Genomic DNA, 22812 nt, shown 5'->3' with positions numbered 1-22812 from the left:
GCTTTTGTTGTTTTGAAGAAATTAACGTAATGCCGCGCTTCCTGTACCACCAACGCCCGCTGCTGAAGCTGTTGTTGTGCTATCCGTCTGTGCAGGCAAATATTTGGCCGCTTTCGCTTTCAGGTTCGCCGGAATGCGTGACGCATATTCTGGGTACGTTGTCAGCAAAGGCTTTTGCTCAGCACACCACTTTTTCCATGAAGCTTCATCCTCAACAATCAGATTCATCTTCATTGAGAAGTGACCACGACCACACACCTCGGTGCAGGCAATTTCATATTTGAAATTCTGATCGCCTGTTTCGTTGCGCATTTGCTCCGTCGTTTTCTCAGGCTTAAACCAGAAACGAGTAGGCATGCCCGGTACGGCATCCATTTTCACCCGCATGTGCGGAATGAATACGCTATGCAATACGTCACGAGCGCGAATCTTAATCAACACCGGCTTACCAACAGGAATGTGCAACTCATTACCCGTGAAGTCGTCGAATGCAGCTTCATCTGAGTAATCAATTCCTACTTCATTGTTGTTGTCGGTTAGCTTGTAGTTGAACGCGCCCAGTTTATTATTGTCTACGCCAGGATAGCGGGCAATCCAGTTGAATTGCTTACCAACCAATTCAACTTCTTGAGCGCCTTCGGGAGCCTCCGACATAATATCACGCCAGGCCTGCCAGCCGGTAAACACCATTACCGCCATAACAACAGCCGGTACAACCGTCCAGATCAACTCAAGCTTGTGGTTTTCAGGATAATAAGTGGCCCGCTTTCCGTTTTTGTACTGGTACTTCCACGCAAATACGAAAAGCAAAACATTGGTGACCAGTGCCGCCAACGTGACGATGGCCATTGACAACCAGAAGAGCGTATCCGTCCGGCGGCCATGTTCCGATGCAGCTTCCGGCAAGAAGTATTGCGTCGAATGAATAAAAGACCAGGTTGCAGCAGTAATACCACCGATCAGGAACACGATGAACATGATCCCGTTGATCTTGTTACTGGTGCCGCCGTAGTTTTCTACCTCCTCGCCGCCATTAACGCCTTTAAGCACGCTGGTCAACCGGCCAAACACCATAAAGGCAAGGGCCAGAAACACGAGCGACAACAGTGCTACGATGTAAATCATAAGAGTAAGATTTAGATAAAGTCTAAATGTCGTGGTGCAACGCTTCTTCTAGTAGCGGATGATTCTTAGCAATCAAATTAGCCTTTGCCAACTGCGTAGACACCGACCAGATAAAAGCACAAGCGAAGATGAGGATCATGCCAAACTCAACCGGGCCAAATCCACCGTGTTCGCCAACCGTTCCTGGCATGATGTTATTGTAGAAGTCGAAGTAGTGACCAACAAGCACACCCCAGCAAGCAACCTTCAAAATGAGCGTCGTGCGCTTTGCATCCCGTGTCATGAGAACAAGGAACGGAAATACAAAGTTTAGGAACAAGTTAACAAAGAATGGAGCTAAGTAGATCTCATTATAGCCGCTGAAACGCTCACGATAATAGATCGTTTCTTCCGGAAGGTTGGCATAGTAGATCAACATGAACTGCGCAAACCAAACGTAGGTCCAGAAGATACTGAAAGCGAATACAAATTTGCCCAGATCATGAAGATGGCTATTGTTGACTGCTTTCAGATAACCTTGTTCTTTCAGCATCACTACAGTCAGCGTCATGGTTGCCAAGCCTGCTACGTGCCAGCTTGCCAGCGTGTACCAGCCAAACATGGTACTGAACCAGTGGGTATCGATTGACATGATCAAATCCCAAGCGGCAGTTGATGAGGTTACGGCAAACACAACCAGGAAGGCCGTGCCATACTTCATGCTCTTGTAATAGTACTCCGTACCACCATAGAGATCTTCCTGCAATGACAGATTACGCAGGATACGCCACAGCATATACCAGGCAACAAAATAGAAAACGACGCGGATTAAAAAGAATGGCGTATTCAGGAAGCCATGTTTGCCAGCAATTACCGGATCGTAGTCGTGGCTTGCCTTGTCATAAAGTCCTTCATGCGTCCAGTGAAAGATGTCGTGGCCGGCAATGAAGAAAACAACCAGCAAAATCACGCCGGTTACGGGCAAAAAGGCGGGCATTGCTTCTGGCACGCGTTTGATCACCGACGACCAACCAGCCTGAGCCAGATAATTGTAAGAAATAAAGAATACGCCAGCGACTGAGATACCGGTGAAGTAAACGGCGTTGACCCACAGGTTGGCCCAGATGCGGGTGATCCATTTGTAGTGACCGTGTGCGCCTTCGTGACCTTCGCTTAGGCCATGTCCCTGTACTGCCTCATGGGCATGCTCACCAACTCCAGACGCAAGCAGGAATGCACCAAGCGCGACTAATGCCACGCCAACGGCTCCACCAATAATTAGCCGCCGCTTCGACTCAGCCGTAAATTCATACTGCTCGTCTAAAGAAGGTATTGCGTGTACTGATGCCATTATTGACTGATTAAAAGATGATGCACAAGCCTGCTTAGCTCAGGTCTGTGCGTTGTTTAGCGGTTTAACCTTGCTGAAGTTTGTGAACGTACATGACGATCTTCCAGCGTTCTTCAGGCGTCATCTGCGAGCCGTGAGGCCACATCCGACCTTTGCCGTGGGTGATGACGTGGAAGATATGTCCATCGTTCATCGTCTTGTAGGCATCAGCTGAGTAGTTGGGTACGCCTGCGTACATTTTTCCTACCAGCCCGTCTCCTTTACCACCTTCACCGTGGCAGTGAACACAATACCGTCCGTAGAGTATCTTGCCTTCTTCTAAACTAGCCTCTGTGGCCGGAATCGGATTCGACAAGGTACGTTCAGCAATAGAAATGCTGTCTTTGGGAATGTTGTACACCATCAGATCCGTAACTGCGCTGTCTCCCTTGCCAAACGTAGTGTGGTAATTCCGTCTTGAAACGGTACCACGGGCCGGGTCGCGCATATTCAATCCATAGGGATTGATACGGTTTGAATCAATCTGTTTGTAGGCTTCATAGCCAACGGGATCGTACATCTGCGGTGCGAACTGAACCCCAGTCGAATTGTGATTATCACCACAAGCGGTCATCAGTAAAGCAACGGCAAATCCGATGGTTGGCAGAGCTATATGCTTAAATTTCATATTCGGCGAATTAGAACTGCTTGACGTTGACTTCAGCAGCACCCGACTGCTTTAAGATCGATTCGATATCTGCTTCCGACAGCTTATTCTTTTCCATGTCGATTGCCATGGCGAATTTATTGTCGGTTGTCCGCAGATCGAACATCAGCGGCTTAACAGTTGGCCCCATACCGTTTGAGATAACAAAGGTTGCTACCATGCCCAAGGCTGTGAATAGAACCGTCAACTCAAATGTGATAGGAATATAAACGGGGAAAGAGAAGGAGTCTTTACCGCCTACAACCATCGGCCAGTCAAATTTTTCCGTGTAAGACATCAGTGCCAGTGCACAGAGACAACCCGTAAGACCGAACATGAAAGCGACAATACCCAGACGAGAACGAGGATGACCCAGTGCCACGTCCAGCCCGTGAACCGGGAACGGCGTGTATACTTCGTGGATCCGAACGCCTGCTTCCCGAACTTCTTTGACAGCTTTCATGACCACATCGTCGTCATCAAAGATGCCTACCAAAAAGCGACTATTAACTGGCGATGCCATATACAATTGGAATGAGGTGGTTAATCAGCGTTTTTATTGAACGTAGGGCTGGTAATGCGCTCGCCTTTTGCCACGCCTGATACCGATTTCGGCAACTTTTCAGACGATGACTTGATGATCGCTTTCACTTCAGCCATGTTAACGACTGGCAGGAACTTGGCGAACAACAGGAAGAGCGTGAAGAACAGACCAAACGAGAAAATGTAATCGCTGATGTCGAACAATGTTGGGTGGAACATGGCCCAGCTTGAAGGCAAGTAATCGCGGTGCAACGAGGTCACGATAATTACGAAGCGTTCGAACCACATACCGATGTTCACAATCACTGACAATACGAACGTCCAAACCACACTGCGGCGAATAGTCGCGCTCCAGAAGAGCTGCGGTGAAATTACGTTACAGGTCATCATCGCCCAGTAAGCCCACCAGTAAGGACCCGTTGCCCGGTTGATGAAGGCGTAGGCTTCAAACTCAACGCCTGAGTACCAAGCGATAAAGAATTCGGTCAGGTACGCGACCCCTACAATTGAGCCCGTCAGCGTGATGATTTTATTCATCGACTCGATGTGCTCCGTTGTGATGTAGTCTTCCAGTTTGAATACGACCCGGGTGATCAGCATCAGGTTTTGTACCATGGCAAAACCCGAGAAGATAGCACCAGCTACGAAGTAAGGCGGGAAGATGGTGGTATGCCAGCCGGGAATTACCGACGTAGCAAAGTCCATACTTACGATCGTGTGTACTGACAACACGAGTGGCGTCGAAATACCAGCCAGAATGAGGCTCATGTATTCGTAACGAGCCCACGTCTTCGCCGAACCATTCCAGCCCAGCGAAAAGGCACCGTATACGTACCGGCTCACTTTGCTACGGGCACGGTCACGGATGGTGGCCAAGTCAGGCACCAAACCCATGTACCAGAACACCAGCGATACAGTAAAATAGGTGCTGATGGCAAATACGTCCCAAACCAGTGGCGATTTGAAGTTCACCCACAGAGAGCCAAAGGTGTTAGGCAGTGGCAGAGCCCAGTATCCTAGCCAAGGGCGCCCCATGTGCATGAAGATGAATGACGCGGCACAGAGTACGGCGAAGATCGTCATAGCTTCGGCGGCCCGGTTAATCGACGTCCGCCATTTCTGACGGAACAGCAGCAGAATAGCCGAGATCAACGTACCTGCGTGACCAATACCTACCCACCATACGAAGTTGGTAATATCCCACGCCCAGCCTACTGTTTTATTGAGACCCCATACGCCCAGGCCTTCCCACCATGTGTAAAATACACAGGCAGTGCCGTAGACCAGTACGATGGCCGAGATTGTGAAGGCAATCGTCCACTCGCGGGTGGGTTTGCCTTCAACCTGCTTGCAAACGTCTTCCGTAACGTCTGCATAGGTTTTACCACCTGAAACAAGTGGCGTGCGTACGGCTGAAGTAATATGCATTGCTTTCTAATTTGCTAAAGGGTACGTTGATCTACGCCTGAGAATGCTGGGTTGACTCCTGCTTCGGACCTTCCTCTTTGTTACGGATCTTCGTCAGATACGCGATTTGAGGACGGACGTTGATTTCTTCCAAAACGTGGAAGGCGCGTTCGTTCAATTCAGTAGCCAACACCTTCGAGATAGTGCTTTCAGGATTGTTCATATCACCGAAGATAATCGCATCCGTTGGGCAGGCCTGCGCACAAGCCGACTGGATTTCGTCGGGTAGCGGACGACGACGTTCTTTTTTCGCCGTCAGCTTTCCTTCCTGAATCCGCTGTACGCAGAATGAGCACTTCTCGATCACACCGCGGGCACGAACCGTTACGTCTGGGTTGATGACCATCTTGCCCAGATCGTTGTTGAATTGGTAGTCAAACTTGTCTTCGTCGTGGTATTTGAACCAGTTGAAGCGGCGTACTTTATACGGGCAGTTGTTGGCGCAATAGCGAGTACCAATGCAACGGTTGTACACCATTTGGTTGAGGCCTTCCGTGCTGTGCGTAGTCGCCAGTACCGGGCATACTGTTTCGCACGGTGCGTTGCTGCAATGCTGGCAAAGCATAGGCTGGAACGTAACCTCGGGGTTAGCTGATGCTTTCTCCAGCGCCGTGTAGTCGCCTTCTTCCGCATCACTGCTGTAATACCGGTCGATCCGCATCCAGTGCATTTCCCGACGAGCCAGTACTTCTTCGCGGCCAACCGTCGGGGTATTGTTCTCTGAAATACAACCAACTACGCAGGCACCACAACCGATACATGAGTTCAGGTCAATGACCATACCCCATGAGTGGTTAGGCTTGCCGTAGCCATGCCAGAGCGTGATATCAGTTGGCGTAACGGGGCCCTCTGATGTTTCTACTTTGGGGAAATAGCGGCCTTCTTTGGGGTCCTTTTTGTAACGCGCCAGAATACCCTCTTGCAGAACAGCCCGACGGCCCATCACCGTTTCGTGCGTTTGCGTTTGTGCAATTTCATGGCGGCCGCCGGCTTTGCTTACCGAAGCCGTGTAAGCAGCCATCGAAATCGTTCCGCCTACGATAGAAGCAAGCTGATAAGCATTCTGACCAACACCATCGGCACATTTACCGGCTTTTGAACGTCCGTAACCAATGGCAACTGCCACCGTATTATCGGCTTGTCCTGGTTGGATCAGCGCAGGCAGTTCAATTGACCTGCCTGCAACCTCAATCTTCAGTAGCTCATCTTGCTCAACACCCATATCGGTTGCTGTCTTCTGCGAAATAGCAGCGTAGTTGTCCCAGCAAGCTTTCGATACAGGATCAGGGAATTCCTGAATCCACGGGTTGTTGGCCTGTGAGCCAGTACCCATACCAACTTTTTCGTAGATGACAACCTCCATGCCCGTCGTGGGCTTGTACCGTTGTGCGATACCCGCCGCCGCAGCCGCCGTATTGCCGGCGAAGGTTACAGCCGATGGAGCAACAGCCGTTGCCGTCTCGAAAACGCCATCATGCAACACCTTAATCCAGTACTCATCGAAGCTGGCATACCCTGTTGCGTTGGGGAACATGTTAGCGCGCCAGTAGCTCCGCACATATTCTTGGAAGTCGTTGTTACGGCCCGCCCACGTCAGCAGGCTTGACTGCATTTGACGTGTTTTGAAGATATGCGTGATAGCCGGCTGCGTCAGGCTGTAGAAGCCAGTTTTAGGCTCAGCATCGTTCCAGCACTCTAGGAAGTGAGGTGCCGGTGTAATGTATTTTGTGAGTGAGCCAGTTTCATCAGCGCGATCGCCGAAATACACCGACAGAGCAGCCTTAGACAGGGCTTCTGCGATTTCAGCACCACGGGGATGATCATATACGGGGTTAGCCATGTGGAACATCACAGCTTTTACCTGACCACCTTTCAACTCATTGATGAAGGCGTTCATTTGCTGATCATTCCCTTGACGGTAGTTAACCGGCGTATTCAGATTGATCGTCGATGCATAGCTACCCAGCAGGCTATTCAACGCGTTAACGACAATCTGAACGTTTGGATCGTTTGAACCCGCAACAACAACAGCCTGTCCACGCGAAGCAACCAGATCAGCAGCGGCTTTGTCCAGATACTGTACTTCAACGGCCGAAGCGCTGATTGCCTGTCCACCGAGTTTGGCAGCTACTTTATTGTAAAGGCTAGCGACAACGAGGCCTTCCTGCGACGGTTTATACGTACCCCGGTAATCGGCGTTTGATCCAGTCATCGACAGAATCGTCTCAAACTGGTAATGCCGCGACATTTCTTTGTTACCACCGCCAACGGCGCCGATCTTGCGCGTTTTGGCGTAGGGCATGGCGTGGTCGAGCGGAGCAATCCACGTACCCAGGAAGTCTGCACCGATGCTGACGATCGTGCGGGCTTTGCTGAAATCGTACGATGGGATAACGGCTTTACCAAACGAAGCCTGGTTGGCCTGAATGATGCCCGACGCCGAGTTAGCGTCGTACATAATGTGGCGAGCCGTTGGATACTTCGCTACAAAGTCAGCGATAACTGCTTTCGTAGAGGGGCTTACGATTGATGACGTAACCAGGCGGATGGCTCCACCCTGTGCCGCAATCGTAGTCAGCTGGCTGATGATTTCTTTGTCAGCTATGTCCCACGTAATATCCTGCTCACCCCGTTTCGGTCCGCGCAGTTTCTCGTTGTCGTATAACGACAAAAGCGAGGCCTGAACCCGCGCAGTTGTACCCCCTTTCGACAGGCTCGACAACGGGTTACCTTCGATTTTGATGGGGCGACCTTCCCGCGTTTCGACTAGAATGCTGGCGTAATCGCCACCGTCCGTATACGTAGACGCATAGTAATCAGAGATGCTGGGGAATGTGCCTTCCGGCTTATTTAAATAAGGAATGGCTTTGCGCACCGGAGCTTCGCAGGCGGCAAGCGATACCGCTGCCATACCAAAGCCCAGTGTTTTCAAAAAATCACGGCGGGGGGCGTTGGTGCCATCCAGCAGATTCTGGAGATCATTCCCAGTTGGCTCCGCAAATTCCGATTGCGCGTTCTTAACAAACGTAGCATCGTTGCGTAGCTCCTCAACACCCTTCCAATACCGTTTGGTTACTTGTTCCATATATTGATTCAAGCAGCGAGCCGATCTTTGGCTGATACTTCGTAGAGATTGAGAGAATTAATAGTGACACTTTGAACACTCCAGACCACCAATATTGGCAACCTTCAGGGGCTCGCGTGACTCTTTGCTGTGTAGGGCAACGAGCTTGTCGTAATAAGCGTTGTCTTTGGTATTTACCTCCGTCTTGCGGTGACAGTCGATACACCAGCCCATGGTAAGTGATGAGCGCTGCTCAACTACCTCCATCTTTTCGATTTCGCCGTGGCAGCTCTGGCATTGTACGTTACCTACGTTTACGTGCTGAGCATGGTTGAAATAAGCCAGATCAGGCAGGTTGTGCACCCGAATCCATTCGATGGGCTTATTTTCTTCGATAGCTGTGTAAATCTTCTGAATCTCCGGCGACTCTTTCTTGATTACGCCGTGGCAGTTCATACAGATGTTTGCTGAAGGGATCGTTGCCGACTTGCCTTTGTTTACGCCTGTATGGCAGTAATTACAGTCAATTTTGTACTGACCAGCGTGCAGTTTGTGCGAGTAAGCGATAGGCTGCTTGGGAGCGTATCCTTGCTGAATGCCTACTGAGTACAAGCCGTCGAACGACATCTTGGTGGCTACCAGAATGAACAACCAGATAGCTACTGAGCGAACCGTCGAGTTATTAACCGTGTTAAGCAGCCCAGCTCGTAGCTTTTGTACAAAGGGTTGTGCCTGCGTACCGGTTTCACCGTCAGCTTGCGGGTTAACCGCTTTCGACAGGATGGTCACGATCACGAACAGCACGCCCAATACCAGCAGCATTACGACCAGTAGCGCAATCAACACAAACGTAAACAATTCAGACGGACCCGACGACGTTGATGAGGAAGCAGCGGCCGTAGAAGCTTTTGAGCCACCAGCCTGATTGTCGCCGGCAGTTGCTTGAGCGGCACCACCTGCGTTTTCCGAATCAATGTAATCCAGGATGCCTTTGATGTCACCATCCGTCAGATTCGGAAATGACGACATCTGCGTCTTGTTGTACTGATTGAAGATCTTCACTGCGTATGCATCACCAGAAGCGATGACAGCCGACGAGTTCCGAATCCATTTTTGTAGCCAGGCGTCGCCGGGGGTACGTTGGCGAACGCCTTTCAAACCGGGGCCAACCAGCGCCACCTCATTGGTGTTGTGACACTGTTGACAATTGTTGGTGAAGAGTTCTTTACCCTTCGCCACGTCGCCACCACCAGCGGCGGCAGCGGGAGCTGGAGTGGCCGGGCCACCCCCACCTTGTGCGGCTGATGAGTCTTGTCCGTAGGTAAGGCCACCACTCAACAGCAAGGTCGTTGACAGAGCCACCACTCCGTAAAGCTTCGTTAAACGGCTCATAACGAATGATTTATAAATAATTTTAGAGAGCATACTCACCACTGATTTCCATTGGCGCACAAAAGTACGGTAGGAACGTTAATTACGAAAGGGGCTTTTGCGCTATTTTAAGTACTAAATCGCTTGTCTGGAAAGGTTCTAAATCAATCCTACAGCTACATGGCTGACCACCTCGGTTGCGATTAGGCGTTTCCCTAAACATAAAAAAAAAGCCGCCAGAAAATAAAAATCTGACGGCTTTCTAAGGAGAGGTTCCGAGCGGATTCGAACCGCTGTAGCAGCTTTTGCAGAGCTGAGCCTAGCCTCTCGGCCACGGAACCCTGTGTGTTTGGACTGCAAATATAAGCCTTTATTGATAAGGACGTACTGACTCGCCGACAACTTTAAAAATTTACGTTTTTAGGTGAGTTGGCTTTCCAACCAGCTAGCCATGAATTGCAGTACGTCTCGTTGTTCGGGCTCATTGTGCAATTCATGGTAAAGTCCCGGCCATGACTTAAACGTCAACGAACGACCTCCTTTGGCTACCAGATCGACTGACCCGCTGTGCGCCGCCAACCGGTCTTCGGTTCCATGCATAACGAGCGTAGGTACGTTAATTTGGTCAGCATGGCTTATGGCATACTCCTGCGCCTCGAAAGCGCCAAAAAACCAGCCGGGCGTAATCTTGTCATGCACCAGCGGATCGGCTTTGTAAGCTGCTACAACAGCTGGATCGCGGGAAATTGACGCCGGGTCAAGTTTTGACGATACCTGAATTGATGGGTAGATATACCGCATCGTTTTGGCAAGCCAAATTTCCAGCTTAGGTGGAGCATATGGTATTCGCAGCCAAGGAGCCTGTACAACAGCGGCCTGAATAGCTGGCTTGCGACGAATCAGAAAATTAGCGAGGATATTCCCACCCATCGAATGCCCAAATAGAAATATAGGTAAGTTGGGATGGCGCTCCCGTGTAAACTGCAAAAACGCAGCAACACTAGCGAGCAATACCTCATAGTTAGCTACATGTCCCCGTTTACCGGATGTTCTGCCATGCCCCGGCAGATCGTAGCTTGTGACAGCAAAACCCCGTTCATTGAGAAAACCGGCGACGTGCTTATAGCGTCCCGAGTGTTCGCCGAAGCCATGAATAACACCGACAACCGCTTTAGGCTGTTTCACAGGCCAATCAGTAGCAAACAGATTTCCTTCGTTAAATGGAATGGCTAACTCAAGAGCAGACATATAGGTAATGTGTGTTTAGGATCGAGTGTTACCAAAGTACCTAAAAAGAAAGCGCCCCTGCATCTTGACGATGCAGGGGCGCTTTACGAATTGGAGCGAACGCTTAGTTCTTGCTTTCCATCTGCTCTTTCAACGCAGCAAGGGCGTCGAGGTCACCGAGGGTAGCACCGCGCTCAGGTTGCGATGAACCAGACTGCGTAGACTTGGCAGCTTTGGGTTTCGCTTCCTTAACCGGCTCGTTTTTCTCCTGCCAGGTACGTGTGTGCGACAGCATAATGCGCTTGTCTTCTTTCGAAAACTCTGTCACTTTGAAGTCGAGCGACTCACCTACTTCGGCAACTGAACCATCTTCTTTGGCCAGGTTCCGCAGGGTGCAGAAACCTTCGATGCCATAGGGAAGTTCGAGGGTCGCCATCTTGTCGTTTTTCGACAGGATGGTGCAACGATGAACTGAACCAACGGTAAACGTATCTTCAAACGTATCCCAAGGGTTCTCTTCGAGTTGCTTGTGACCCAGAGCCAGACGACGGTTGTCGACGTCAAGTTCAAGCACAACTACGTCGAGGTTTTCACCAGCTTTGGTAAAGTCTGACGGATGCTTGATCTTCTTCGTCCACGACAGATCCGATACGTGTACCAGACCATCGATACCCTCTTCCAGTTCGAGGAAGAGACCGAAGTTGGTCAGGTTGCGTACGATACCCGTGTGGCGCGTGCCAACAGCGTATTTGCTGGTCAGGTCGGGGCGCGTCCAGGGGTCGGCGGTCAGTTGCTTGATACCAAGCGACATCTTGCGATCCTGGCGGTCGAGCGTCAGCACAACGGCTTCTACCTCGTCGCCAACTTTCAGGAACTCCTGCGGGTTGCGCAGGTGCTGCGACCATGACATTTCTGATACGTGGATCAGGCCTTCTACGCCCGGCATGATTTCGAGGAACGCACCGTAGTCGGCAACGTTTACAATCTTGCCTTTTACTTTCGAGCCAACCTGGATGTCTTCGGTCAGGGCATCCCAAGGATGAGCCTGGAGTTGCTTCATACCGAGTGAAATCCGCTTCTTGTCTTCGTCGAAGTCGAGAACAACCACGTTGACGCGCTGATCGAGGTTGAGCACTTCCGACGGGTGGCTGATACGGCCCCACGAGATGTCGGTAATGTGCAGCAGACCATCCACACCACCCAGATCGATGAAGACACCGAAATTGGTCATGTTCTTGATCACGCCTTCCAGTACTTGACCTTTCTCGAGGTTGTTGAGGATCTGAGCGCGTTGGGCTTCCAGATCTTTCTCGATGAGGACTTTGTGCGAAACAACTACGTTATCGTTGGTGTAGTTGATTTTCACCACTTTCACTTCCATCTTCTTGCCTACATAGATGTCGAAGTCGCGGATGGGCTTCACATCAATTTGCGAACCGGGCAGGAAGGCTTCAATGCTATAAATATCGACAATCAGACCGCCCTTGGTCCGACGTTTCACGAACCCGTCAATAACGAGATCTTCGTCGAGAGCTTTCTGGATATTTTTCCAGGCAGTAATTACTTTGGCTTTCTTACGTGACAGAATCAGCTGACCGTTGGGGTCTTCCTGGTTCTCGATGTACACGTCAATCTGATCGCCAACTTTCAGGTCAGGCAGATCCCGGAATTCGGATGAGGGCACGAGGCCGTCCGACTTAAAGCCGATGTTCAACAGGATTTCGCGGTCTGTAATCCCTACAACCGTTCCTACTACGACATCTTTCTCGTTTACTTCGGTCAGAGTACCATCGTACATCTGTTCCATACGTTCCCGCTCAGCGGCGGAATAGCCACTACCGAACCCTTTGTTGTCTGCCCGATCCCAATCAAATTCGGGCAAGTTTGCAGACTGCTGCGATTTGCTCATAAAATGGTTTAACTCGACCCATCCAGTACATCAGTTCGCCGGGTCGAAACGAGCTGACTTTTGTGTTAGACATGCGTTTTGTCAAGTACCCACATAGGTAGCCTGACACACTCCTCTCTGAAAAAGGAGTGCAAAGATAGCAATTGCAGTTGGGATTTAGTTCACGTACCTGACAATCAAGCGTTGCAAGTTCAACGCATGCGCAAACCACATGCGTTGAACATCAACCGACGTACCTAGTCGTAGATCCGTTCCCGCTTCGTTGTCAGGAAGGGCATCCAGCTATCGTCAATCACGCCCGAGAAATCGCGGAGGAAAACGATAAACGACGGCTTGAAGGGTTTGTGACGCATTTTCAGGTTTGCTTCCTCCGGCGTGAAATCGCCCTTGCGCGAATTGCAGCGTTTGCAGGCCGTCAGCAGGTTGTCCCAGTTTGTTTTGCCCCCGCGTGATTTTGGGATGACGTGGTCGAGGGTCAAATCTTCGGTCGTGCCACAGTACTGGCATTGATGACCATCCCGCCGGAAGATGTTCTGGCGGGTCAACATCACCCCTTTGTAGGGTAGATGAACGTACCGATGCAGTCGGATAACGGTGGGCATCGGAAATTCCTTGTCAACAGTACGGAGATACAAGGCCTCTGACTCGGCCACTAATTCGGCTTTGCTCAGGTAAACCAACAGAAACGCTTTGGGTACAGAGCAAATGCTAAGTGCACTATAATCTGAATTTAAGACTAAGACTTTCCTGCCCATACAATCGGTTGTAAATCCTCTGTTTGCAAGCAATTTACGTAATAATTTACGATGTACGGTGGAGTTATTCCGATTTATGAGGGCCTGATAAGTGCTATTTTAGCGTATAGCCCTCCTACCGATCAATCATCATAATTGCCCCGTTGCAGGTTGCGGGTCGTGTCGCGCTCTTTGATGCTTTCGCGCTTGTCATACAGTTTCTTACCCTTAGCCAGCGCAATATCCAGTTTGGCAAACCCACGCGGGTTGGTGTACAATCGCACCGGCACGATCGTTAGGCCCTGATCTTTCAGATTTTCGGTGAGTTTCCGGAGTTCGCGTTTGGTCAGCAGGAGCTTCCGGTCGCGGAGGGGTTCGTGGTTGTTGTAAGTGCCTTCAGTGTACGTCGAGATGCTCATCTGCCGGATATACAACTCATCGCCTAGGAAGAGGCAATAGGCATCCTGCAAATTCACTTTTCCCTGCCGAATCGACTTGATTTCGGTACCGGTCAGTACCAGTCCGGCGGTGTAAGTTTCCAGAAACGCGTATTCAAAAGAAGCACGTCGATTTCGGATATCGACCTGCTTCACAATCGTAGTACTAGCCATCTATGTTCGCAGAAAAATAGGGTTTACTCGCTGGCTAACAGACAGATCCATCCGTTCTGTTTCCCGCCAACTCACGACCAAACGCCGGGTCATCAACCTTAGGCGAAAACCGTAGTAACAAGGAAAACCCCAGCCGAGTGACTGGGGTTCGGAAAATTACTTATTTGCCTAACAAAATAGAATAAAAGGAGAGACGCCCGGCTGGCCAACGTTTCATAACTGAGCAGAACCCAGTTACGGCATTGAAGCCACAGCCTCAGGACCCAATACGGCATCGACCAGCCAGAGCGATGTTATCAGCCAGCAGTTGTGTAACTGCGGACAGGAGGCAATTAATGAGTAGACAAAAACAGTGCCTAATCAGCTAACAGGCCTCCTTTTATAGTATAGTTTATTTGATAAATACAAAACAAACTATGCACCCCATCGCAAATCGGGCCAATCTGATTACCATTGGGCCATCCTCAAAGCTTGTGCCAAAAAAACAGCCAACCCGACTAGGATTGGCTGTTTCAGCAAAATGGATGTGATATCTATTTTTTGGTAGCTGCCTGTTTGGCTGCATACTCCTTGTTCAGGCCATCGATCACGCGCTTGGTAGCATCGCTTCCGCCATCCGCAAACAGGATGTTTCCGCCTTTCTGATACCCCAGTACCATTTCGTACTTGTTCTGCGTGTTAACTTTTTTCAGGTAGTCGAAAATCTGGTTATAGAGTTCTTCGTCTTTCTTAGCTTTCTCGACCGCTAGCCCTTGAGCAGCACGTTCGCGGTACGCCATCAGGTCCTGCTCTTCTTTCTGCAACTGAGCCTGCGCGGCACGACCCTGCTCCATGGTCATGGTCTGTGCACGCTGCTGGAAAAACGCCAGTTTGTTTTGCAGGTTACGCCCCCGGTTCTGAATATCGTTCTCCAGCTGAAACTGCTTGCTTTCGAGCACTTTGCGCGTGTCTTTGAAGTAGTCGTAATTGGTTGCCAGCGAGTCGATGTTGACATACACAATTTTGCGGCCTTCCACGACTTTTGGCGCGGCCTTGGTGTCTTCGGCAGGTTGCTGTGATTTGAAGTGCAGGTAGTACAATACGGCTACGGCGATGGCGAGCACGGCGTTGATCGCCAGAGAAACATTTTTCACGTGGTAACGGATGATTATGAATTGATTTTCACAAAGGTAAATCTTTAAACTCGTAAGTGGCTTACGGCTTCACTGCTTTACGTACCCAGTAACCAGCCATTCCGCCGAAGCCAGCGACAAGCCCCCCCAGCACGGGTGTCAGTACGAGTAAAAAAACAGGGTTGGGTGGCAATTTGAGCACCTCACTCATCCGGCCGGTGAGGATACCACCCGATTGCAGGTGCTGCATAAAGGCATAGGCCAGCCACACGATACCCACGCCAATAAAACTGTAGAGGAAAGCCCGGCCACTACTTAATGGACGGCCAAAGCAAAAAGCAAACGCGACTAGCGCAACACTCCACCACGGTAATACCAGTTGGGCAACCAGGCTAAGAAGGGCAATCAGCAGAATGGGAATCATGTTTAGTTGATGGTTTATCCTTTAGGTACGTTGCACGAATCTCTTGGCAACGTACCTGAAGCAGTTATTTCAGCGTCCAGCGAACGCCTTGTTTCGTGTCAGCGGGCGATTGAAGAAACTGGAGAGCCGTAAGCTGCCCTTTGCGCCAAGGTTCGAGCATATTGAGGTAGTAATGGCTCCCCGGATTGCCCGACTGCCCACCCGGCAAAGCAGCATAGCCTTTCGGCGTTGGGCCCAACGCCACGACCAGTCGCCACGACGGCCCGGTACGGGTGGTGGTCGCGTTCACGACGGTGCTGCCCCCGCCTACCTGCACATTCATGGCGCTCAACGCATCCAGTCGCGCCAGGTGCGCAATGCGCGTAGCTTTGGTGGTAGCCCACTGCCAAGCGTTACCCTGTGACCCATGCCGACGCGTGAGCGTATCGACCGTTGCCCGAAAACTCAGGGTAACAATGTCGGCCAGGGTTTCACGGGCGGGAGTACGTACATCATCGACCCAACGGGCAGTGGGAGTCTCGGTAACGAGTTGCAACGTCCGGTCGGCAGACGGTTTACGCAGCGGTAGGCTATCCGTTTCGGGCAGGTCGTCGGCCCAGAGGGCGTCCATGAACCGCTTTTCCCATTCGGTGAAGATAGTAGGCCCAATCTCACCCGTCGCATTGTTGTAGCGCCACGCCTGAACCGTCGCCAGCGCCTGCTTCTCGGCAGCACTAAGGCCACTGGCACGTACCTGAGGCAGCAGCTTCGGCAGCATGTTGGCGGCGCGCAGGTTGTAATTGTCGTACTGCAACTGACCAATGCTATCGACCGTGGCCCGCTGCATGGCCGTCAGCCGCTGATTGATGCGCATGCCGCGTTCGGGCGGCGCAAACTGCCAGTTGAGGTAGTATGGGTACGTTGGATCGGTCGAAAACTGGTTAGCCGAACTCACAAAACCCCGTGACGGATTCTTCACATGCGGGTTATGTTCTGCCGGGATAAATGCCCGCCAGTCGTCGTTGGGGTCGGTGCCGTCGAGCAGAAATTTACCCTGTCCTTTCTTTTTCAGGGGAAAACGGCCATTCGGCGCGATAGCGATGTCTTTGTTGACATCGGCAAAAACAAAGTTCTGCGCGGGTGCTCCGTAGTACGTCAGCGCATCGCGATAATCGGCGTGGTTTTGGGCGCGGTTGAGCAGATAGAAGCAAAGCAGTTCGTTTGACGCGTCGTGCGCCACCCACCGTACAGCATAGCCCACCGGAAAGTTTTTGGCAAACGACTTCATACCCGGCGTATACATGACGGGCCCGTGGTGCGTATACAGCACCGTATCGATCACGTCGGGCTTGCCTTTCACTTTAATGGTTTCAATTCGGCGGGTTACCTTCTTCCACTGCCCACCATGCCAGTATTCCTGCCGACTGTTGTCTTTGAATTTGATCTTGTAGAAATCGAGTACATCCGAGCCTACATTGGTCTCCCCCCAGGCAATGTGCTGGTTGAACCCGCCAATTACGCCCGGCGAACCCGGCATCGACGCGCCCATCACATTGAGCGTGGGGGTATGCAGTTGAATCAAATACCAGATCGACGGCAGGTTGAGCGATAAGTGTGGATCGTTGGCCAGAATCGGGTAGCCCGTAGCCGATTTCTGCGCCCCAATTGCCCAGTTGTTGGAGCCAATAGCCGGGTCGTGGCGAGGCCAGCCACCATCGGGCCAGTTAGTAACGTACCCCTGGTTGGAAGGTTTCGGGTTCAGCGGCGATTTGAGGTAGTAAACGGGCAAGAAATCCCACTTCGTCCCGACCGGAATAATAGGATCTTCATGGCTAGGATAGTTCGGAAACAGGTCGTTGGTAACCTCCGGCCCGTACTTCGCCAGAATGTTGGTCATGGCCACATCATCGGCGCCAAGAGCCAGCACACCCGACATGTATTTAAGGAAGTACGCGCACTTGATGGGCTGCCAGGGTTCAGGTGCGTAGCCCAGCAATTTGTACTCAAGCGGGTAGTGAGCCGGTTTGAGCTGCGCGATATAAGCATTGATACCCGCCGTGTAGGCCTCCACGCAGGCTTTGGTACGGGGGTCGTTCATCATGAACTCGACCGACTGTTCGGCGGCATAGCCCATGCCGAGGCGACGATTGTAGCGGTCGAGTTCAATCGCTTTCTCGCCGACTATTTCCGACACTCGCCCGGCGGCGGCGTGGGTCTGAAACTCCATCTGCCAGAGCCGGTCGCGGGCCGTCAGATACCCCTGCGCAAAATAGGCGTCGTGGTCGTTCTGGGCGAATACGTGCGGAATATGCAGGCTGTCGAACACGACCTCGACGGGCTGTTGAGTGCCTTCGATGTCGATCTCCTGTGCCTGAAGCTGATCGGGTTTTTCGGCATTTTGCCAGAAACCGGTAAAGGGACTTAGGAGCGGACCAAAGGCAGGAACTTGTCCCCAGCTTCGGTTAAGGGCGTACACCAGCGCAATGGTAACAACGGTGGTGAACAGGGCTAAAACGTATCGCATGAACCTGTAAACAATTACGGGCTCAAATTGCACATTCTTACGATATATTCCTTGCGACCATTACGCCGTCTGTACGCGACCCGTCGGATTTGGTTGCCGATTTTTCTGCCCATTGGCCACACGGTACAACGACGCCAGAAATAAACCGCTGACCCGGCTATGCCATTGCTGAAACCGCTTTTGCAGGCCTTTATCGTAACTTGGAACGTACCCAAGCAGCCCCGACAGGTCGAATGTATCAGCGGCCACACCTGCCCCGGCACGCTGCCCATCGAGCGCATTACAGGCCTGCTCGTAGTGATTGGGCTGCGGCATCATGAGGACGGGTTTGCCCAGAAACATGGCCTCGCAGACCGATTCAAACCCCGCCGTGGTAGCCACCGCCGAGCAACGGGCCATATCGGCCAGAAACCGTTGGCCATCGAGGCTGCATTCGGTAAGCGTCTTGTCTATGACTTCTTCCGCCTGTTTCACTCCGGCGTGGTAATAGCGCAACGCCTGATCAGGCTGCTGCTGATGGGCCGCCCGAACCACCGAACGCAAGCCCGGCTGGGTGGTATACGCCAGTATGAAGGGTTCCTGAGTCGGCTTCAGCGCGGCCAGTTCCTGCCGAAGCAGCGGCGGCACCACACGCAGGCGACGGCCAGGTACGTCGGACTGCTGATCGAACGACAACCCCAGTACCTCCGACGAGCCGATGGCGTTAAGCCGGATCAACCCCAGAAACGACCACTTGTCGATCCATTTTTTGGGTGGAAACGGGAAATCGGGGTGCAACGCCATAAACTGATGCGCCACACTGATAACCGGAGCCGCCGGGCGGTAGAACGCATAGGTGAGGCCACAAAGCAGTTCAAAGAAATTCACGACCACATCGGGTTTATGCGTCTCAATCGCCTCGTGCAACTGCTGCATACTCCGCCGGAACGTACCCAGCTTGCTCAGTACGCGCTTCACTGTGGGGCCAAGCAACAACTGATTGGTGCGTGGGCAGTAAACCAGTTCGGGCGTGGTTACGGGCTTAAACGGGGCGGGAAACTGCTCGGCAAAAAACGCCGGAATGGGGCGGTCGGCGGCCAGTCCGACCTGCGCTTCTATGACTTCGTGGCCGGCCGCCTGCACCATCTGGGCGAGTGAAATAGCCTGCGTGAGGTGGCCCCGCCCTTCACCCTGAATAATGAATAAGAAACGCATGCGTTAGCTGGCTTATTGACTGCTAAGGATTTCACTAATGATATGCTGCTCGATGGGCTCGGTTGATGGCACCGCCACCTCGGGTAGGTCGGATTCCGCTTCTTCGTCGGGCGTTGCCATATCGGCCGAATAGTAGAGCAGGTGCCATTGGCCGTCGTGATCTTCGACCAGGGCGCTCAAGGACTCCACCCAATCGCCTGAGTTCATGTAGGTCAGGCCGTTGATATCGCGGATGGCGGGCTGATGGATATGCCCGCAGATGATGCCGTCGGCATGGCGGGCGCGGGCCAGTTCGGTGAGTTTCTCTTCGAAATCAGAGATGTAATTCACGGCCTGCTTGATCCGCAGCTTCACCGTCTGCGATAGGGAATAGTAGGGCAACCCGCGCCAGGCCCGATATTGATTGTAGAACTTGTTAACCCACAGCAATAGCGTATACCCCAGATCTCCGAGATAGGCCAGCCATTTCATGTGCGACGTGATCGAGTCGAACACATCGCCATGCGTCACGTAGAAGGTACGCTTACCCGATTTATGCAGGTAATCGCGCTGAATGCTGAAATTCTTGCCGACCTGCAACGGCAATACCTGATCGAGAAAATCGTCGTGGTTACCCCGTAGGTAAATCACCTTCGTGTTGTACTGAACGATTTGCTTCAAAACCACCTTAAAAAAGGCGGTGTGCTTTTTCTTCCAGAGGCCATGCTGTCGGAGCTGCCAGCCGTCGATGATATCGCCGTTGAGGATCAGTTTATGACACGAATGGTGTTTCAGGAAGTCGGCAGCTTCTTTGGCCTTCGACCCCGCCGTGCCGAGGTGAAGGTCCGATAGCACAATGGTCTTGAACAGTGTAGCCTGTTTCATGACCCAAAGGTGCAGTCCACATATGAAGTGGATTTTATCGGTTGATTATCAAAATAAGAAGAATGTACAATTGACAATGAACGATATACAATACCTGTGCTCTAACAAGGGTCAGTCATTCAGCGTAAGCATTGTACATCGCTCCTTGTCAATTGTACATTGATTGTCTATGGAAAACCCAGTATTGATTTTCGGGGCGGGAAGCCTCGGCCTGACGGCTCTCGATATTTTTCAGCGGAATGATGTGGTCGTTTACGGCTTACTCGACGACAACAAAGCGCTCCACGGGCAGGAGTTTGGCGACGTGACCGTGCTCGGCGACACCGACGATGACGGTTTTCTGAAACTGATTGGCGCTAACTCGGCCAAGAGCTGCGAGGCCTGCATCGCCATTGGCGACGGGCGTGTCCGGAAACAGCTGGTGAAGCTGCTCAACGACCGCCGGAAAGTGCAGCCCGTCAATGCCATCCACGACACAGCCGTCATTTCGACGCTTGCCAGCCTGGGACACGGTAACCTCATTGCCGCCCGCGCCGTGATCAACCCAATGGCGACGATCGGTCAGCACTGCCTTGTGCTGACAGGGGCGATCATTGATAGCCGTGCCCAGATCGGCGATTTCGTGCAGATTGGACCGGGGGCTGTGGTCAATAGCGGCGTTACCATCGAAGAAGGCGCTTACATCGGTACGGGGGCCATATTGGTGGCGGGCATCACCGTTGGCAAAAATGCCCGCATCGGAGCCGGTTCGGTTGTTGTCGAGAACGTACCTGCCGGAGCCACTGTCTTTGGCAATCCCGCAAAAGGATTGTAGGGCATTAGGAACTATGCATGCTGAACAATGAACTTGGGCCCAGAATAGGCATTCGCCCCCGTTCATCGTTCAGCATTTTTGTTTCTGCATGCGCTTCTCCTCTCCTACCCTATTGCTCGCCATCCTGCTGGTAGCCTGCCAGCGCGAACACAGCAACGTACCCAGCTACAGCGAGTTGTCGCGTCAATACCTCGACGCCTACTATGCCAGCAATCCCGAAGAAGCCGTTTACCTGGGCAAACACGATTACGATGGTCAGTTGCCCATTCCTACCAAAACCTGGTGGCAGCAGCAACGTACCCAGCTGGCTCATTTCGATTCGGCCTTTGCTCAACTCGATACGGCTCAGCTGACGTTCGACGAGCAGATCGACTACCGGCTCATTCGGGCTAACATTCTCGGTGACCTCAACGACATCGACAGCCTGCGCGCGCCCGAAGACCCGTATTCATACAGCGTCGATTTCAGCACATACGTCGAACGCACCTTCGGAACACCGGAGGGCCGCATGCAATCGCTGATCAACAAAGCCCGGCTTGTGCCTGATTACGTAACGGCGTTGAAAGAAAATCTCGGGACCAACCCTGCCCCCGAGCACGTTCAGGTCAGCATCGATGTCTTCAACGGCACGGCCGACTATCTGCTGGGCGACGTTCGCACGGCTTTTCGTCAGGTCGGCAATCCGGGGCAACAGGCCGAGCTCCAGTCGGCTACTAAACTCGCCGCCGACGCCCTGCGTGGGCTGGCAACGTACCTGAAAACAAACGTACTCCCTACTGCTAAGGGCTCTTTCGCCATCGGGGCGGGCAATTTCCGGCGTATGCTTCTGCATAACGAGCAACTCACAGCCAACCCCGACAGTCTGTTGCAGGTAGGACTGACCCAACTGAAGCGTGAGCAGATCGAGTTTGCCAACGCCGCCCGCATTATAGACCCCGACCGGTCGGCCATCGAGGTGTTCCGACGCATTCAGACCGACCACCCGACCGCCGATAAACTCGTCAGTAGCACGCAGGCCCATTGCGAAGCTATCCGGCAGTTTCTGCTCGACAAACAGTTGATCTCCATTCCGTCGGCGGTGCGGGCTACCGTCACCAAAACCCCGGAGTTTATGGTTGGGGCTACCGCTGCCATGAACACGCCGGGACCGTTCGAGAAGGAAGCCACGCAGGCTTATTATTACGTTACACTACCCAAAACCAGCTGGTCGGCCAAACAGCAGGAAGAATGGCTCACGCAATACAACAGGTACGTTGCCGAGGTGATCTCCATTCATGAAGCATACCCCGGCCATTATGTACAGTTTTTGCACCTCAACGCCTCCAAGGTAAGTGAGGTTAGGAAGGTGTTTAGCAGCTATGCCTTTGTGGAAGGATGGGCGCACTACACCGAGCAGATGATGCTCGAAGAAGGCTATCCCGGCGGCGACGTGTGGCGCGACCCCAAAACAGCCGCCAAGTACGAAATGGCCCAGTTGTCGGAGTCGTTGCTGCGGTATTGCCGCCTGGTTTGCGCCATCAACCTGCACACCCACGGCTGGACCGTCGATCAGGCCACGCGATTCATCCAGGCCAATTGTTATTACGAAGAAAAACCAGCCCGCGAAGAGGCTCTACGCGGCACCTACGACCCTGGCTACCTCTCCTATTCGCTCGGCAAGCTGCAACTGCTGGCGCTGCGCGACCAATACCGGCAAAAAATGGGTAAAAAGGCCAGCCTGCGCGGTTTTCATGATGCGGTGCTGGCGCAGGGTATGCTGCCCGTGAGCCAATCGGCCCGAGTGCTCCTGCGCTGACACAAGCTGGCCACCAACGGATGAGATACGATTGCTAACG

At 52.3% G+C, this 22812-nt stretch carries 18 protein-coding genes and 1 tRNA gene; 2 read left to right on the top strand and 17 right to left on the bottom strand.

Annotation, left to right across the window (positions count from 1 at the left end; translation table 11 throughout):
- Positions 1-21: 21 nt before the first annotated feature.
- From ACAW74_RS13405 to ACAW74_RS13325, 17 genes are all read right to left on the bottom strand, one after another.
- Positions 22-1125 carry a cytochrome c oxidase subunit II gene (locus ACAW74_RS13405; protein ID WP_370698723.1) on the bottom strand — a complete coding sequence of 368 codons (1104 nt, stop codon included), beginning with the start codon at positions 1123-1125 and terminating at the stop codon, positions 22-24.
- 22 nt (positions 1126-1147) lie between these two features.
- A complete protein-coding gene (locus ACAW74_RS13400; RefSeq protein WP_370698722.1) occupies positions 1148-2455 on the bottom strand; it encodes a quinol:cytochrome C oxidoreductase in 1308 nt (435 codons plus the stop codon).
- Between the two features lie 64 nt (positions 2456-2519).
- Positions 2520-3122, bottom strand: coding sequence for a c-type cytochrome (locus tag ACAW74_RS13395; RefSeq protein ID WP_370698721.1), 603 nt, complete (start codon positions 3120-3122; stop codon positions 2520-2522).
- Between the two features lie 10 nt (positions 3123-3132).
- Positions 3133-3663, bottom strand: a complete 531-nt coding sequence (locus ACAW74_RS13390) for a DUF3341 domain-containing protein (RefSeq protein ID WP_370698720.1) — start codon at positions 3661-3663, stop codon at positions 3133-3135.
- 20 nt (positions 3664-3683) lie between these two features.
- Complete coding sequence (nrfD, locus tag ACAW74_RS13385; protein ID WP_370698719.1) at positions 3684-5111, bottom strand: NrfD/PsrC family molybdoenzyme membrane anchor subunit; 1428 nt, start codon at positions 5109-5111, stop codon at positions 3684-3686.
- 31 nt (positions 5112-5142) lie between these two features.
- Positions 5143-8235 (bottom strand): TAT-variant-translocated molybdopterin oxidoreductase, encoded by a 3093-nt coding sequence (locus ACAW74_RS13380; protein WP_370698718.1) that lies wholly within the window; start codon positions 8233-8235, stop codon positions 5143-5145.
- A 57-nt stretch (positions 8236-8292) separates the two neighbouring features.
- Complete coding sequence (locus ACAW74_RS13375; RefSeq protein WP_370698717.1) at positions 8293-9606, bottom strand: c-type cytochrome; 1314 nt, start codon at positions 9604-9606, stop codon at positions 8293-8295.
- 249 nt (positions 9607-9855) lie between these two features.
- A tRNA-Cys gene (locus tag ACAW74_RS13370) sits at positions 9856-9926 on the bottom strand.
- A gap of 79 nt (positions 9927-10005) precedes the next feature.
- Positions 10006-10833 carry an alpha/beta hydrolase gene (locus ACAW74_RS13365; RefSeq protein WP_370698716.1) on the bottom strand — a complete coding sequence of 276 codons (828 nt, stop codon included), beginning with the start codon at positions 10831-10833 and terminating at the stop codon, positions 10006-10008.
- 103 nt (positions 10834-10936) lie between these two features.
- Positions 10937-12721, bottom strand: a complete 1785-nt coding sequence (gene rpsA, locus ACAW74_RS13360) for a 30S ribosomal protein S1 (RefSeq protein WP_370698715.1) — start codon at positions 12719-12721, stop codon at positions 10937-10939.
- A 236-nt stretch (positions 12722-12957) separates the two neighbouring features.
- Complete coding sequence (locus tag ACAW74_RS13355; RefSeq protein ID WP_370698714.1) at positions 12958-13476, bottom strand: HNH endonuclease; 519 nt, start codon at positions 13474-13476, stop codon at positions 12958-12960.
- A gap of 122 nt (positions 13477-13598) precedes the next feature.
- Positions 13599-14066 (bottom strand): SsrA-binding protein SmpB, encoded by a 468-nt coding sequence (gene smpB / locus ACAW74_RS13350; protein WP_370698713.1) that lies wholly within the window; start codon positions 14064-14066, stop codon positions 13599-13601.
- A gap of 533 nt (positions 14067-14599) precedes the next feature.
- The gene (locus ACAW74_RS13345; RefSeq protein ID WP_370698712.1) at positions 14600-15199 is read right to left on the bottom strand and encodes an OmpH/Skp family outer membrane protein; all 600 of its coding nucleotides are present in this window, start codon (positions 15197-15199) and stop codon (positions 14600-14602) included.
- A gap of 61 nt (positions 15200-15260) precedes the next feature.
- Positions 15261-15602, bottom strand: a complete 342-nt coding sequence (locus tag ACAW74_RS13340; protein WP_370698711.1) for a hypothetical protein — start codon at positions 15600-15602, stop codon at positions 15261-15263.
- A gap of 64 nt (positions 15603-15666) precedes the next feature.
- Complete coding sequence (locus tag ACAW74_RS13335) at positions 15667-18105, bottom strand: penicillin acylase family protein (protein WP_370698710.1); 2439 nt, start codon at positions 18103-18105, stop codon at positions 15667-15669.
- A gap of 60 nt (positions 18106-18165) precedes the next feature.
- Positions 18166-19299 carry a glycosyltransferase family protein gene (locus tag ACAW74_RS13330; RefSeq protein WP_370698709.1) on the bottom strand — a complete coding sequence of 378 codons (1134 nt, stop codon included), beginning with the start codon at positions 19297-19299 and terminating at the stop codon, positions 18166-18168.
- 12 nt (positions 19300-19311) lie between these two features.
- Positions 19312-20163, bottom strand: coding sequence for a UDP-2,3-diacylglucosamine diphosphatase (locus ACAW74_RS13325; protein ID WP_370698708.1), 852 nt, complete (start codon positions 20161-20163; stop codon positions 19312-19314).
- Positions 20164-20332: 169 nt separating this feature from the next.
- On the opposite strand from ACAW74_RS13325, the gene ACAW74_RS13320 reads away from it, so the two are divergent.
- Positions 20333-20977, top strand: a complete 645-nt coding sequence (locus tag ACAW74_RS13320; protein ID WP_370698707.1) for an acetyltransferase — start codon at positions 20333-20335, stop codon at positions 20975-20977.
- An 88-nt stretch (positions 20978-21065) separates the two neighbouring features.
- Positions 21066-22772, top strand: coding sequence for a DUF885 domain-containing protein (locus ACAW74_RS13315; RefSeq protein ID WP_370698706.1), 1707 nt, complete (start codon positions 21066-21068; stop codon positions 22770-22772).
- The last annotated feature ends 40 nt before the right edge of the window (positions 22773-22812 follow it).

This window comes from Fibrella musci (genome assembly GCF_041321105.1).
Taxonomy (GTDB): Bacteria; Bacteroidota; Bacteroidia; order Cytophagales; family Spirosomataceae; genus Fibrella; species Fibrella musci.
This window is presented reverse-complemented; position numbering and strand designations above follow the sequence as displayed.

Excerpts from the sequence above, each read along its gene's own strand:
- ACAW74_RS13405 (WP_370698723.1), bottom strand. The coding sequence starts at position 1,125 with ATGATTTACATCGTAGCACTGTTGTCGCTCGTGTTTCTGGCCCTTGCC.
- ACAW74_RS13400 (WP_370698722.1), bottom strand. The coding sequence starts at position 2,455 with ATGGCATCAGTACACGCAATACCTTCTTTAGACGAGCAGTATGAATTT.
- ACAW74_RS13395 (WP_370698721.1), bottom strand. The coding sequence starts at position 3,122 with ATGAAATTTAAGCATATAGCTCTGCCAACCATCGGATTTGCCGTTGCT.
- ACAW74_RS13390 (WP_370698720.1), bottom strand. The coding sequence starts at position 3,663 with ATGGCATCGCCAGTTAATAGTCGCTTTTTGGTAGGCATCTTTGATGAC.
- nrfD (WP_370698719.1), bottom strand. The coding sequence starts at position 5,111 with ATGCATATTACTTCAGCCGTACGCACGCCACTTGTTTCAGGTGGTAAA.
- ACAW74_RS13380 (WP_370698718.1), bottom strand. The coding sequence starts at position 8,235 with ATGGAACAAGTAACCAAACGGTATTGGAAGGGTGTTGAGGAGCTACGC.
- ACAW74_RS13375 (WP_370698717.1), bottom strand. The coding sequence starts at position 9,606 with ATGAGCCGTTTAACGAAGCTTTACGGAGTGGTGGCTCTGTCAACGACC.
- ACAW74_RS13365 (WP_370698716.1), bottom strand. The coding sequence starts at position 10,833 with ATGTCTGCTCTTGAGTTAGCCATTCCATTTAACGAAGGAAATCTGTTT.
- rpsA (WP_370698715.1), bottom strand. The coding sequence starts at position 12,721 with ATGAGCAAATCGCAGCAGTCTGCAAACTTGCCCGAATTTGATTGGGAT.
- ACAW74_RS13355 (WP_370698714.1), bottom strand. The coding sequence starts at position 13,476 with ATGGGCAGGAAAGTCTTAGTCTTAAATTCAGATTATAGTGCACTTAGC.
- smpB (WP_370698713.1), bottom strand. The coding sequence starts at position 14,066 with ATGGCTAGTACTACGATTGTGAAGCAGGTCGATATCCGAAATCGACGT.
- ACAW74_RS13340 (WP_370698711.1), bottom strand. The coding sequence starts at position 15,602 with ATGATTCCCATTCTGCTGATTGCCCTTCTTAGCCTGGTTGCCCAACTG.
- ACAW74_RS13335 (WP_370698710.1), bottom strand. The coding sequence starts at position 18,105 with ATGCGATACGTTTTAGCCCTGTTCACCACCGTTGTTACCATTGCGCTG.
- ACAW74_RS13330 (WP_370698709.1), bottom strand. The coding sequence starts at position 19,299 with ATGCGTTTCTTATTCATTATTCAGGGTGAAGGGCGGGGCCACCTCACG.
- ACAW74_RS13325 (WP_370698708.1), bottom strand. The coding sequence starts at position 20,163 with ATGAAACAGGCTACACTGTTCAAGACCATTGTGCTATCGGACCTTCAC.
- ACAW74_RS13320 (WP_370698707.1), top strand. The coding sequence starts at position 20,333 with ATGGAAAACCCAGTATTGATTTTCGGGGCGGGAAGCCTCGGCCTGACG.
- ACAW74_RS13315 (WP_370698706.1), top strand. The coding sequence starts at position 21,066 with ATGCGCTTCTCCTCTCCTACCCTATTGCTCGCCATCCTGCTGGTAGCC.